Origin of the sequence: Streptomyces varsoviensis, from assembly GCF_000718635.1 — a bacterium.
GTDB lineage: Bacteria > Actinomycetota > Actinomycetes > Streptomycetales > Streptomycetaceae > Streptomyces > Streptomyces varsoviensis.
This window is the reverse complement of sequence record NZ_JOBF01000016.1, coordinates 94,413-107,605: the sequence shown is the minus strand read 5'-3', so window position 1 is coordinate 107,605 and position 13,193 is coordinate 94,413. Positions and strand designations below refer to the sequence as shown.

Sequence of the window (13,193 nt, the reverse complement as noted above, 5' to 3'; positions counted from 1 at the left end):
CGACCTGTCGCCGGGCGAGCCCCACTGTGGCCGAGCGCGAGTGCCGTGGCCGCAGAAGCGATCGCCCTTTACGAAATACGGACATTCGCACACCCTCAACGAGCCAGGCGCACACGCCTCGGCGCACCCGCACCGGCCCGCCCCCCCAAGCCTCAGCGGGCCGGCCTCAACGGTCTGATCTCAACGGGCCAGTCTCAGCGGGGAATCCGCTCCCAGCTCTCGTCCGGCTTTCCATTGCAGGTGTACTGGATCAATTGGGTGCCCTTGGTGGCGTTGGCGCCGAGGGCGAGGCATTTGCCGGAGTAGACGTTCCGCAGGGTCTTGCCGGCGTCGTCGTACCACCACTTCTCGTCGACGGCGCCTTTGCAGGTGTACTGGATCGCCCCGGCCCCGTCATCGAGGTGGGAGGCGACGCCCACGCATTTGCCCGAGTATTCGTTGCGCACGAAATAGGCGGCCTTGCCGTTGGAGTCCGTGGTGTTCTCGAAGACCCAGCGCTCGTCGCGGGCGTTGTTGCAGCCCCATTGGATGACGGGGTCGCCGTTGTCGATTCTGCCACCGCCTCCCGCGCACAGGGCGCTGTAGGAGTTGCGCAGATAGACGCTGTGGTCGGCGGCCCTGGGCTGGAGGGAGAAGACGGAGCGGTTGCCGGCGTCCTCGTTGAGTCCCCAGAGGCGGCCGGAGGATGGCGCGTAGGAGAGGTTCTGCGTGAGCCAGGGCGTGCGGGTCAGTACGGTTCCGACCTGGCCCGGCTTCGCCTCGTAAATACACGACCATTTGCCGTCGGTGGGTTCCGGCTGGCCCATGTATCCCTTCGGGCACTGGGCGGACAGGTAGTAATAGGTGCCGTCCGTGGCGACGCCCTGCAACTGGAGGACCGGGGCGTGGAAGCCGCCGTCCGCCGTGGTCGAGCCGATCGTGTCGCCGTTGTCCGCCAGGGGCAGGGCGGTGGCCGGGTTCAGGGGCCAGCGCGCCACGCGGGCGACCCCTCCGAGCCCGGCCTTGTAGTAGTCGCCCGAGACGAGGTGGTCGACCGGCCCGCTGCGGTCCAGGCTGAGCGAGCCGAGGCAGGCTCGCTGCGCTTCGGGGGGAGAGGGGCAGAACCGAGGGTCTTCTTGGGGGGAGCCGATGATGTAGCGGCCCACCATCGGCATGGCCCACTGGTGCCAGCGGGCGGAGGAGACGCCGTTCTTGATGCCGACGTCGGCGGAGGTGGTCCTCATCTTCCACAGGTGCTGGAAGTCGTAGACCTGGAGTTCGCCGCCGTTGGCCACGAAGAGTTTGTTGCCGTACCAGACCATTCCGTCGGCGTGGACGTTCATGACCGGTTCGAAATTGCCGTTGTTCTCGTCGCCCGTGGGCTTCACGAGCATGATGTGGCCGTAACTCCAGTCGTCTCCGGTCGAATTGACGATGGATACCCGGCCGTAGAGGTCGCGGTTGGGGCCGTTCTCGCCGTAGTGCCAGCTCGCCGCGTACAGGTGGTGTCCGTCGACGGTGCCGCCCGGCTGGGCGTCGTGCGAGGCGGTCAGCCCCTGGGGGTGCCAGCCCCCGCGGGGGTCGTAGGAACTGGTCTTGTCGTCTTCGGGGTCCCAGCAGAAGCCGTTGTCATGGTATGTGCCGTTGAGGTACGTCGTATGGCACAGCTTCTGCCCGACGCGCTGGCGGGAGAGGGCCACGGCGGCCGGCGTCGTCTTCGTGACGGCGCCGGACTTCTCGACGCCGCGAATGGCCGGGCCGTTGGCGTCGTACATCGACGCGCGGTCGATGAGCAGTCGGAAATTGCCGTATTCGCTCTTCGCCATCGGCGTCAACGGGCCTTCCATCGACGCGTCTTCGGCAGCCGCGGGCTGGGCCGCGATGAGGGTCAGCGCGGTCACGGCGAGCGAGAGCAATACCGCCGTGAAGCGGTGCAGGAATGCTGATGGTCTCTTATGTGTCACGCAGGGTCATGTTACTTTGCACGCCGCTTGTCTTCGTACGTTTATGCGACCACGGGAGGGCTCCCGACGGACGGTCCTGACCGCCCCGCAGGCGGCGGCAGTCCGCCAGGAGCCCGAAGCCCGCCGCCCCTACGGCGTCACGACTTCGGCGTCCCGACTACGGCGTCACCACGATCTTCCGCCCCTGCCCCGCCTTGAAGCGGTCGATCGCCTGCGCGTACTCGTCCAGCGGCAGCCGGTCGCTGATGAAGACGGACGGGTCCAGGACGCCCCCGGCGAAGAGCGCCGCCGCGCGCTCGTAGCTGTGCAGGACGGCCATCGAGCCGGTGATGGTGATCTCCTGGTTGTAGATCTTGTACGGCTCGATGACGGCGGTCGTCGCGTAGTCGGCGACCCCGAACTGGAGGAACGTACCGCCCTTGGCGACCCGGCCCAGGCCGTCCTGGATCGCGGCGGCGTTGCCGGTGGCGTCCACGACGAGGTTCCAGCCCTGTGGCCGGTCGAACTCGTCGGCGTGCGCGGCGGCCCGCGAGACGCCCAGCGAACGGGCCGTGGCCAGCCGCTCGGGGTTGATGTCGAGGACGTCGACGCTGACGGCGCCGGTGCGCTTGGCCAGCTCCAGCATCATCAGGCCCATCGTGCCGGAGCCGTAGATCAGGACCTCCGCGCCGAGGGTGGAGCGCAGCACGTCGTAGCCGCGCACCGCGCAGGACAGCGGTTCGATGAGGGCGGCGTCGCGCACGTCCACGTGGTCGGGGAGGCGTACGCAGTTGGCGACGGGGGCCACCGCGTACTCCGCCGCGCCGCCCGCGACGGTGACGCCGATCGCGCCCCACCGGTCGCAGAGGTTGCCGCGCCCGGCCCGGCAGTACGCGCACTCGTGGCAGTACAGCGAGGGGTCGACCGCGACCCGGTCGCCGACGGACACCTCCGTCACGTCCTTGCCGACGCCGACCACCTCGCCCGCGAACTCGTGGCCGGGCACCACGGGCAGCACCGGAGCGAACTCGCCCTGGAGGATGTGCAGATCGGTGCCGCACAGTCCGCACGCGGCGACGTCGACGACGACCTCGCGCGGCCCCGGCGTGGGGTCGGGCACCTCGGTGACCGATACCTTGCCGGGCGCCTCGATGAGCGCAGCTTTCATTTGACCGCTCCTAGCGAAAGGCCCTGGACGAGTTTGTCCTGGGCGGCGAAGCCGGCGACGAGCACCGGCAGGGACACGACGACCGACGCGGCACAGAGCTGGGCGAGGAACAGGCCCTGGCTGGTGACGAAGCTGGTCAGGAAGACGGGGGCGGTCTCGGCGACCACCCCGGTCAGGACTCGGGCGAAGAGCATCTCGTTCCAACTGAAGATGAAGCAGATCAGCGAGGTGGCGGCGATGCCCGGGCCGGCCAGCGGGGCGACGATGCGCACGAGGACCGTCGGCAGCCCGGCCCCGTCCATGTGCGCCGCCTCGATGACGGAGACGGGGATGTCGGCGAGGAAGGACTGCAGCATCCACACGGCGATGGGCAGGTTCATCGAGGTGTAGAGGATGACGAGCAGCCAGACGTTGTCCAGCATCCCGGCGTTCTTCGCGAACAGGTAGATCGGCAGCAGCCCCGCGACCACCGGCAGCATCTTCGTGGACAGGAAGAAGAACATCGCGTCGGTCCACTTGCGGACCGGCCGGATGGACAGCGCGTACGCCGCGGGCAGCGCCAGGACGAGGACGAAGAGCGTCGACATCACGCTCGCCGTCACCGAGTTGATCAGCGCGGGGGCGGGGTCGGCGCCGCCGCCCGCGCCGAAGAACTTCTTGTAGCCGTCCAGCGTGAGCGACGCGGTGAGCGAGGGCGGGTTGGTGGCCGCGTCCGGCTCGGAGTGCAGCGAGGTGAGCAGCATCCAGAAGACGGGCAGGCAGAACAGGATGCCGGCGACCCAGGCCAGCAGGCCGAGCGCGGCGGAGCGGCGCCGGGCCCGGCGGGCCATCGGCGGCAGGGACGTCGTGGCGATGGCGGTCATGCCTGGTTCCCTCCTTCGCGGAACAGGGACGAGACCACCCGCAGCGCGAAGGTCGCGATCACGATCGTGCCGATCACGACGAGCACACCGGCGGCGGAGGCCATCCCGTACTCATGCGCTCCGTAGAAGGTCTGGTAGATGGTGTACGGGAGGTTGGCGGTGCCCAGCCCGCCGGAGGTGATGGTGAACACCGCGTCGAAGTTCTGCACGACGTAGATGGAGCCGAGCAGGATGCCGAGTTCCAGATAGCGGCGCAGGTGCGGCAGGGTCAGGAAGCGGAACATCTGCCAGGCGTTCGCGCCGTCGAGGCGGGCGGCCTCCATCATCTCGGCGGGCCGGCTCTGCAGTCCGGCGAGCAGGATCAGCATCATGAACGGCGTCCACTGCCACACCAGCGCCGTCTCGACCGCGACCAGCGGCATGCCCGACACCCAGTCCGGCTGGGCCGGCGAATGGTCCCCGAAGAGCCCGGCGATCCATGTCCAGGCGCCGTTGAGCAGCCCGTACTCGGGGTTGTAGAGGGCGTGCTTCCACAGCAGCGCGGCCGATACGGGCACCAGCAGGAACGGCGTGATGAGCAGGGTCCGTACGAGCCCCCGGCCGCGGAACTTGCGGTCCAGCAGCACCGCGAGCAGCAGCCCGAGCACCACGGAGACCAGGACCACGGTCACCGTCAGCAGGATCGTGGTGAGGACCGACTTGCGCAGATCGGCGTCGGACGCGGCGGTGATGTAGTTGTCGAACCCGGCGAAGCGGCGGGCGTCGGGGGCGAGCGCGTTCCAGTTGAAGAGCGAGATCACCAGCGTCGCCACGAACGGGAGCTGGGTGACGACGATCAGGAACACCAGGGCGGGCAGCAGCGGGGCGCGTCTGGCCCAGGCGCGCTTGCCGCCGCGGCGGACGGGGGCGACGGGGCGCGGCGCCGCCGGGGCGGTCCGCGGGGAGTCGTTCAGGGCAGTGGTCACCGGTACTTCCTCCCGGTCTTCTCGGCCAGCGCCTGCGACTTCTTCAGGGCCGCGTCGACGGACTGGCGGCCGGCGATGGCGGCGCTGATCTCCTGGGAGACCTTCAGGCCGAGGTCGGTGAACTGGGGGATGCCGACGAACTGGATGCCGGGCGCGGGCCGGGGCTGCACGCCGGGGTCGTTCGGCCGGGCGGAGCGGATCGCCTCCAGCGTGACGTCCGAGAACGCCGACGCGGCCTCCTTGTACGCGGGACGCGCGTAGGTGGAGGCGCGGCGGCCGGCCGGCACGTTGGCCCAGCCGCTCTTCTCGCCGACCAGCTCCTCGTACTTCTTGCCGGAGGCCCAGGAGATGAACTTCCAGGCGCGTTCGGTGTTGCGGGACGCCTTCTCCATGCCCCACGCCCAGGTGTAGAGCCACCCGGAGCTCTTCGTACGCTCGACCGGCGCCGGTACGTAGCCGATCTTGCCCTTCACGGGGGAGTTCGCGGCCTCCAGCGAACCGGCGGCGGACGTGGCGTCGTACCACATGGCCGTCTTGCCCTGGGTGAGGTTGTTCAGGCACTCGGCGAAGCCGGACTGCGCGGCGCCGGTCTCGCCGTGCGAGCGGACCAGGTCGACGTAGAACTTCGTGGCCTTCTCGAACTCCGGGGAGTCCAGCCGGGCCTTCCAGTCCTTGTCGAACCAGGTGCCGCCCATGGTGTTGACGACGGTGGTCAGCGGCGCGGCCAGCTCGCCCCAGCCGGGCAGGCCGCGCAGGCAGATGCCCTTCATGCCGGGCTGGGCGCCGTCGGCCTTGGCGGCGAGGTCGGCGACCTGCTGCCACGTCGGATGCTCGGGCATCTTCAGCCCCTTCTGGGCGAAGACGTCCTTGCGGTACATGAGGAACGACGACTCGCCGTAGAACGGCTCGGCGTAGAGCTTGCCGTCCTCGGCGGTCAGCGACTGGGTGAGGGGGCGGAGGATGTCCTTCTGGTCGAAGGCGGCGTCCTTGGCGACGTAGTCGTCGAGCGGGTGCAGCCAGCCGTTCTTCGCGAAGAAGGGGACCTCGTAGTTGCTGATGGTGGCGACGTCGTACTGGCCGCCCTGGTTGGAGAAGTCCTGGCTGATCTTGTCGCGGACGTCGTTCTCCGGCAGCACCGTGAAGTTGACCTTGATGCCGGTCTCCTTCGTGAAATGGGCCGCGGTGAGCTTCTGCAACTCCATCATCTGCGGGTTGTTGACCATGAGCACATTGATGGTGTCGCCGCCGGAGCCGGTGCCGCCCGCTCCGGCGCACGCGGTGCTCGTGGCGAGGAGGGCGGCGGTGGCGGCGGCCACGCGTATGCGTGTGCCGCGGCCCCGGCGTCGGTGCTGAAGGGGCATGGAGCCTCCTGGCGTTCGGGCGCGGTAAAGGCGGTAGGGGCGGGTGAGGCGGATAGCGGCGGGCGGAAGGACGTACGTACGGGGGAGGGGTGGGGTCAGCCGCGGGGACGGGCCAGTCGCCCGCGGCTGCCGGTCAGACCCGGATGACCTGCGGGCCCAGCAGCGTGTAGCGCTGGGCCTCGGCCGGCGGCAGGCCGGTGTCGGTCACGATGGCCTCGAAGTCCGCGACATCGGCGAACCGGCAGAAGCTGACCGCGCCGAACTTCGTGTGCACCCCCGCGAACACCCGCCGCCGGGAGCCGCGCACCGCCTGCGCCTTCACCTCGCTGACGGCCGGGTCGGGCGTGGTCAGGCCGTGTTCCCGGGAGATCCCGTTGGCGCCGATGAACGCGAGGTCGATGACGAACCCGGCGAGCATCTTGGTGGCCCAGTGGTCGACGGTGGCCATCGTGCCGCTGCGCAGCCGGCCGCCGAGCAGCAGGACCGTGGCCTTCTCGGCGTCGGCCAGGGCCTGCGCGACGGCCAGCGAGGCGGTGACGACGGTCAGCGGCCGGTCGCGGGGCAGCGCCCCGGCGATGAGCTGCGGGGTGAACCCCTCGTCGATGAACACGGTCTCCGCGTCGCTGAGGAGCCGGGCGGCGGCGGCCGCCACCCGGGTCTTCTGCGGCACGAGCTGGGTGGTGCGGACGGCGAGGGTGGTCTCGAACCCGGAGCTCTCGACCGGGTAGGCCCCGCCGTGGGTGCGCCGGACCAGCCCGTGTTCCTCCAGTACGTGCAGATCCCGGCGGATCGTCTCCTTCGCCACCTTGAAGTCGGCGGCCAGACCGGTGACATCGACGCCTCCGGTCCGCCGAGCGAGTTGGAGGATTCCTCGTCGGCGTTCCTCGGTGTTCACGGCATCTTCCCTGCGGTCTGCTGTGGAGCGACGCCCGATCGGGCGCCTGGCATGTTTGTACAAGCGCCGGGGTGATGGTGAACAGGGTCTCCGAGAGATTGATGGGGCCCGTTCGTGCCCGTTTTCCGGCTCGTATCACCGCTGGTCAGGTGCGCCATGAGGGATATGTCGGGTGGAGCCGCGGCCCCGCTTGGGCCGACTGAGCTCCGTTTGAGGCCCGTTCGGGCATGGGAGGACGCCCGGCACGGCGGCGCCCCGGAGCCGTGGCATCCGGCCCCGGGGCGCGCGGGAGTGATCTTCAGCGACCGAGGTCGCAGGTGGCCCGCACGTGCTGGCGCGGGTCGCTCTCGGACCGGGCGTCGAGGGTGACGCGGCCGTGCCGGGCGGCGTCCGCGCGGGCGGTCACGGCGACCGGGACGGTGACGGTCTTCCCAGCCTCGGCGGTGGCGAGGCGGTTGGGCAGCCAGGCGGACCAGCCGCGGGCCGTGCCCGCGACGGAGAGCCGGTAGACATCGGAGGACAGGTGCGGCGCGCTCCCCGCGCCGCCGGTGTTGGTCAGCGGGAACGCGCACACGGCGCGCCCCTTGGCCGGCGAGCCGTGCGCGGTGCCGCGCCGCAGGTCCAGGCCGCGGCGCTGCGGACCCGCGCCGTCCAGGGACTTGACGGCGACGGTGTAATCGAGCACCCCGGAGGCGTCGCGGTGGATGTCCAGGACGTAGAAGTGCAGCCGGTTGGCCCGGTCCACGTACTCGTAGCTGCTGCCGGAGTCCGCGCCCGCGTGGAAGAGGGCGTCGCTGAGCTGCCGGTAGTCGCCTATGGTGATCTTCTGCTGGGTGCCGTCGGGGCGCTTGAAGTCCACCATGTCGATGTCCTCGGGGTGGGCGTCGACCACCCACGCGAAGGGCGCCCGGTCCTTGTCCTTGGTCTTGGAGATCAGCACGCCGTGGTCCGGGGTGAAGGAGTCCATGCCCATGCGGTCGACGACCTCGACGGTGTAGTTGTCGTAGCCGCCGCCGTCGCACATCGGATCTTTCGCGGGGGAGCAGGCGGGCGAGCGGTCGCCGCTCATGGTGATGTTGACGCCGGACAGGCCCCGCTCGCCGGGCGGCGCGGAGCGCGCGGTGACGCGGGCGACGGCGAGGCCGGAGCCGGCCAGGGCGTCCCGGTCCAGGCGCAGGACGTTCTTCTCGTCGACGATGCCGAGCTTGAGCTTGTCGCGCAGCACATGCTGGGAGCCCATCGTCGCGCCCTCGGTGGCCGGGATCTGCCAGCGGGTGTGCGGGCCGCCGGGCCCGTTGAAGGAGCCGCGCGAGAGCATGCTCCAGATGCCGGTGTACGCGCGCCGGGGCGGCGATCCGTAGGGGTTGTTGTAGTTGTCGGCGATGCCGAGGATGTGGCTGAACTCATGCGCGTACACGGCCATTCCGGAGCTTTCGGCCTGCGTGGAGGAGCCGTCCTCGGCGTTGGGCCAGATGCGGGCGGCGGCCTGCCAGGAGGTCCACGGCACATAGCGGGTGGCGGCCGCGTTGCCGCCGCCGGCGATCGGCGACGGCGGCCCCCAGGCGGCCGGCACGTCCTTGGGGCCGGCGAACTTCATCTGGCCGAACTCCTGCCAGGCCGCCGACTCGTCCTGCCCGGCGGTCAGGTAGAAGACGAAGTCGAACTCCTTGGTGCGCTCGGCGCCCACGTCGGCGATCCAGGCGGCCTTGCCGTCGGTGCGGATGTCCTTGCCGCAGACGTCGCCCACGGGGCAGGCGCCGGGGTTCATCGACGTCTCGATGCCGTACTGGTACGACTTGAACGGCATCCGGTACGTGCCGAAGCCGGTGAGGTCGACGCCGAGGCGGCCGCCGGAGTCCTCCATCCAGTACTCGTTGATCGTGTGGCCGTGGTTGAGCTTGCCGGGCTTGTTGAGGAAGTCCTGATAGAAGCGCGGCAGTTGGGCCCGCGGCACATTGGACGCGGCGGGCTGCGGGTTGCCGAAGATCGTCGCCCCGGCCGGCTTGCTGACCGTGAACTCCTCGTCGGGGTAGTCCAGCAGCACGAGCGCGCCCTTGAACGTGCGCTTGGTCGGCTTCACGTCCGGGTCGGCCCAGTGGGTGCCGGGCACCGCCCGGTAGTCGGCCCACGTCATGTCGTCCGGGTTGCGCCAGTTCTGCGGGTCGATGGGGCGGCTGAGCGGCGGCCGGGCCGGGGCCGCGGGGTCGGGGTGGGCGCGCGCGGGGGCGGCGGCGAGCGCGGCCAGCAGCCCGAGGAGGAGCGCGACGGTGCCGACGGCGCCGGGCCGCGCCAGAGGACCGCCGCGCATACGGGCCCGTCTGCGGGGGAGGAAGGGGAGGAGGGAGCGGGGGAGGAACACGACGCACCTCTTGTCGGTAATCTTCAACAAGGACATGACAAGCGATCGGACGGCTTTCCTACCGCTGCCAAGGTAAGGCGGGGGCGGAAGGGACACCAGAGGGTCGAGAAGTCGAAGGGGACCATGACGGACACCGACCGGCACGGCCACGCGATGTCGCACACCGGCCAGCAGGCCCTGACCCACTACGAGAACGCGCTCGGGGCGCTGCTCCTCTTCCGCGGCGAGGTGGCCGACGAGTCGCGGGCCGTCCTGGACGCCTCGCCGCACTCCGTCATGGGCAACGTACTCGCCGCCTACCTGGGGCTGCTGGGCACCGAGGAGAAGGACGCCGCCGCCGCGCACGACGCCTTCGTCCGCTACCAGAAGTCCTGCCCCGCCGGGGAGACCGCGCGCGAACGCATGCACCTCGCCGCCGCCACCGCCTGGTTCGCCGGCGACCTGCGCCGGGCCGGCGCGCTGCTCGGCGAGATCACCGTCGCATACCCCCGCGACGTGCTCGCGCTCGCCGCCGGGCACCAGATCGACTTCTTCACCGGCGACGCCGCCCGGCTGCGCGACCGCGTCGGCGGCGCCCTGTCCGCCTGGCCCGAGGGCGACCCGCAGTACGGGCAGGTGCTGGGCATGTACGCGTTCGGGCTGGAGGAGACCGGCCACTACAGCCGCGCCCAGCAGACCGCCCTCGCCGCCGTCGAACGCGACCCGCGCGACGTGTGGGGCATCCACGCCGTCGTGCACACCTACGAGATGCAGGGCCAGTTCGCGGAGGGCATCCGCTACCTCGACGCCCGCACCGACGACTGGGCCGCCGGCAACTACCTCAACGTGCACAACTGGTGGCACTACTGCCTCTACGCCCTGGAGGCCGGCGACACCCGGCGCGTGCTGGAGATCTACGACGCCGTGCTCCACAACGACCAGTCCCAGGGACTGGCGATGGAACTCCTCGACGCCTCCGCCCTGCTGTGGCGGCTCCTGCTCGCCGACCACGACGCCGGGCCCCGCTGGGCGGCGCTCGCCGACGCCTGGGCCGCCCGCCGCGACACGCCCTACTACGCCTTCAACGACGTGCACGCCGTCATGGCCTACGTCGGCGCGGACCGCATCGCCGACGCCGAACGCCTCGTACGCGACCGGGAGGCATGGCTCGCCGACGCCCGCCCCGACGTCACCAACCACGCCATGACCGAACACGTCGGCCTGCCCGTGTGCCGGGCCCTGATCGCCTACGGCCAGCGCCGGTACGGGCAGGTCGTCGAGGCGCTGGCCCCCGTCCGCTACCGCCTCGACGACTTCGGCGGCAGCCACGCCCAGCGGGACGCGATCCAGAAGACCCTGCTGGAGGCCGCCCTGCGCGCCGGACGCACCGACACCGCCCGCACCCTGGTCAGCGAGCGCATCAACCTGCGCCCCGTCTGCCCGTACAACTGGCTCGCCCAGGCCCGCCTCGCCGACCGCCTCGGCCGCGCGGCGGAGGCGGCGGCAGCGCGCGTACGGGCGGAGGAACAGGCATCCTCGGGGGCGGCGGCGCTGCGGGGGTGAGGGCGGGGGCGGCGCTGCGGGGGTGAGGGGGCGGTGCTTGAGCGGCCAGGGGCACTGTCCGGGTGCCGCTCACCCCGTCCCCGCCCGTACGTCTCCCGGCGGCCGTCGGCCCGCCGCCCGCGCGGCGGCCTCTTCCAGGCGGTCCGCCGCCGCCGACGTGCCGCCCGCCGCGCGGAAGGAGGCGCCGATCGCCTCGGCCGCCGCGCGGTGGCCGCCGGCCGGGTCGAGGACGGCGTCGATCGCCGCGCCCAGCCCCTCGGCGTCCACCCGGCCGAAGCGCACCCGCACCCCCGCGCCCGCGGCCACGACCTGCCCCGCCACGATCGGCTGATCGTCGCGGATCGGGGCGAGGACGAGCGGCACCCCGTGCCACAAGGACTCGCAGACGGTGTTGTGGCCGCCGTGGCAGACGACGGCGGAGACGCGGCGCAGCAGATCGAGTTGCGGCACGTACGGGCGTACGAGCACGTCGGGCGGGACCGGGGCCCCGGCGAGCGTACGGCCGGGGTCGACGACGATGCCCTGCACGCGGTGGCGCGCGGCGCGCAGCGCGGCCACCGCCTCCGCCAGGAACCGGCCGCCCGCGTCCGCGTTCGCGGTGCCGAGCGTCACGAGCACGGCGCGGCGGCGCGGGTCCAGCGCCGACCAGGGGAAGTCGGCGGGGGCGGGGCGGGCGGCGATGGCCGGACCCACCAAGTGCACGTCAGGGTGCGGGAGTCGAGCGGCGCCGAGTAGCGCGCGGCCGGTGAAGGCGACGACCCCGTACGGGGAGAAGCGCGGGTCGGTGCCGCGGGCGGGGTCGCCGATCCGTTCCCGCAGTCCGCGCAGCAGGCCGCTGACCCAGGCGGCCACCTTGGGCATGCCCGCCAGTGGATCGGCCAGTTCGGCGGAGGTGGTGCACGAGGTGACGTACGGGACGCCGCGGCGCTCGGCGACCAGGGCGCCCGCGACGGCGTGCTGATCGGCGACGACCACATCCGGGGCGAACGCCTCGATCGCCGCGTCCACGCCGGGCGCCATCGCCTCGGCCAGCGGGACGAAGAACTCCTCCCACAGGAACCGGAACGCCGCCGGCCCGGCCAGCTTCGGCGGCCTGCTCGTCGCCGTGCCGGGCAGCGCGCAGCCGAACACCGTGGCCTCCGAGCCCACCAGGCCCCGGAGCGGGTCGGCGTGGCCCGCCCACGCCACCCGGTGCCCGCGCGAGCGCAGCTCGCCCGCCACGCCCAGCAGCGGATTGACGTGCCCGACCAGCGGAGGGACGACGAACAGAAAGCGCGTCACGGCGCCGCCGCCCCGGACAGCGCGTGCTCCCGCACCCAGGAGAGAAGGAGCTCGCGGGTCTCGGCGGTGCGCTCCACCAGGACGGAATGGCCCTGCTCGGGCAGGACGACCGTCCGGCAGGACGGTAACTTCCGTCGCAGGACGGGGGCTTGGGCGGACAGCCCGGACTGGTCGCCGAAGAGCGCGAGCAGGGGGCAGCCGATCGCCCGCAGGCCGTCGTCGATGACCCGGCCCGCCGGCACGTCCTCGGCCAGCGTCGTGGTCTGCAGGATGCGGCCGGCGGAGCGGGAGAGCCGGGCTGTGTGCGCGCCGTGCTCGGCGCGGATCCAGCCGATGACCTCCTTGCGGGCGAGCCGGTCCTTCGCGTCGGCGAGCCCGTCGGCCATGTGCCGGGCCCACGCGGCGACCGGCGGCTCGGACTCGATCATGGTCACGGTCGCCACCCGCTCCGGGTGCCACGCGGCGACGGCAGCCGCGACCGTACCGCCGAACGAATTGCCCACCACATGCGCCGGCCGCCGTTCGCCGAGCGCGTCGAGCAGGGCCACCAGGTCGTCGACGAAGCACTCCAGGCGGTAGCCGGTGCGCGGGCGGTCGCTGCGGCCGTGCCCGCGCAGGTCGTACATGATCACGTCGATGCCCTCGGCGGCGAAGGCCGGGCCGAGGGTGAAGTAGTAGCTGGCCAGGCTGTCGGTGAGCAGGCCGTGCACGAACACCACCAGCGGCGCCCCGCCCGCTCCGGCGGGCGGCCGCACGGCGGCGTCGAGGCGCTGGACGTGCGTGGTGATCCCGCCCGTACGGATCTTGGCCATGGGGTCAGTCCTGTTCGGTGGGGGA

10 protein-coding genes are annotated in these 13,193 nt (G+C 71.6%); 1 reads left to right on the top strand and 9 read right to left on the bottom strand.

The genetic code is table 11. The annotated features are described in order from the left end of the window. Positions 1-194: 194 nt before the first annotated feature. From IF55_RS23225 to IF55_RS23195, 7 genes are all read right to left on the bottom strand, one after another. Positions 195-1,943 (bottom strand): RICIN domain-containing protein, encoded by a 1,749-nt coding sequence (locus IF55_RS23225; RefSeq protein WP_078645030.1) that lies wholly within the window; start codon positions 1,941-1,943, stop codon positions 195-197. Between the two features lie 157 nt (positions 1,944-2,100). Next, positions 2,101-3,090 (bottom strand): zinc-dependent alcohol dehydrogenase family protein, encoded by a 990-nt coding sequence (locus tag IF55_RS23220; RefSeq protein WP_030884096.1) that lies wholly within the window; start codon positions 3,088-3,090, stop codon positions 2,101-2,103. Then, positions 3,087-3,953 (bottom strand): carbohydrate ABC transporter permease, encoded by an 867-nt coding sequence (locus tag IF55_RS23215; protein WP_030884094.1) that lies wholly within the window; start codon positions 3,951-3,953, stop codon positions 3,087-3,089. Before IF55_RS23215 ends, IF55_RS23220 begins: the two co-directional genes overlap by 4 nt. Then, entirely contained in the window at positions 3,950-4,906 is a 957-nt protein-coding gene (locus tag IF55_RS23210; protein ID WP_398243944.1) for a carbohydrate ABC transporter permease, read from the bottom strand. Before IF55_RS23210 ends, IF55_RS23215 begins: the two co-directional genes overlap by 4 nt. Positions 4,907-4,914: 8 nt before the next feature. Continuing rightward, positions 4,915-6,279 carry an ABC transporter substrate-binding protein gene (locus tag IF55_RS23205; protein ID WP_030884089.1) on the bottom strand — a complete coding sequence of 455 codons (1,365 nt, stop codon included), beginning with the start codon at positions 6,277-6,279 and terminating at the stop codon, positions 4,915-4,917. Positions 6,280-6,412: 133 nt separating this feature from the next. After that, entirely contained in the window at positions 6,413-7,174 is a 762-nt protein-coding gene (locus IF55_RS23200; RefSeq protein WP_030884085.1) for a DeoR/GlpR family DNA-binding transcription regulator, read from the bottom strand. A 298-nt stretch (positions 7,175-7,472) separates the two neighbouring features. Further along, the gene (locus tag IF55_RS23195) at positions 7,473-9,569 is read right to left on the bottom strand and encodes a M6 family metalloprotease domain-containing protein (protein ID WP_245661346.1); all 2,097 of its coding nucleotides are present in this window, start codon (positions 9,567-9,569) and stop codon (positions 7,473-7,475) included. 87 nt (positions 9,570-9,656) lie between these two features. Here IF55_RS23195 and IF55_RS23190 point away from each other — a divergent pair, with 87 nt between their 5' ends. Continuing rightward, a complete protein-coding gene (locus IF55_RS23190) occupies positions 9,657-11,075 on the top strand; it encodes a tetratricopeptide repeat protein (protein WP_030884080.1) in 1,419 nt (472 codons plus the stop codon). Between the two features lie 69 nt (positions 11,076-11,144). On the opposite strand, the gene IF55_RS23185 is transcribed toward IF55_RS23190, so the two are convergent. Beyond that, positions 11,145-12,356, bottom strand: a complete 1,212-nt coding sequence (locus tag IF55_RS23185; RefSeq protein ID WP_030884078.1) for a glycosyltransferase — start codon at positions 12,354-12,356, stop codon at positions 11,145-11,147. Next, complete coding sequence (locus IF55_RS23180) at positions 12,353-13,168, bottom strand: alpha/beta fold hydrolase (RefSeq protein WP_030884075.1); 816 nt, start codon at positions 13,166-13,168, stop codon at positions 12,353-12,355. The genes IF55_RS23185 and IF55_RS23180 overlap by 4 nt, the downstream gene beginning before the upstream one ends. Between the last annotated feature and the right edge of the window lie 25 nt (positions 13,169-13,193).

Bases quoted from the DNA above. Each gene is read 5' to 3' on its own strand.
- IF55_RS23220 (WP_030884096.1), bottom strand. From the start codon at position 3,090: ATGAAAGCTGCGCTCATCGAGGCGCCCGGCAAGGTATCGGTCACCGAG.
- IF55_RS23215 (WP_030884094.1), bottom strand. From the start codon at position 3,953: ATGACCGCCATCGCCACGACGTCCCTGCCGCCGATGGCCCGCCGGGCC.
- IF55_RS23190 (WP_030884080.1), top strand. From the start codon at position 9,657: ATGACGGACACCGACCGGCACGGCCACGCGATGTCGCACACCGGCCAG.
- IF55_RS23180 (WP_030884075.1), bottom strand. From the start codon at position 13,168: ATGGCCAAGATCCGTACGGGCGGGATCACCACGCACGTCCAGCGCCTC.
- IF55_RS23195 (WP_245661346.1), bottom strand. From the start codon at position 9,569: ATGTCCTTGTTGAAGATTACCGACAAGAGGTGCGTCGTGTTCCTCCCC.
- IF55_RS23205 (WP_030884089.1), bottom strand. From the start codon at position 6,279: ATGCCCCTTCAGCACCGACGCCGGGGCCGCGGCACACGCATACGCGTG.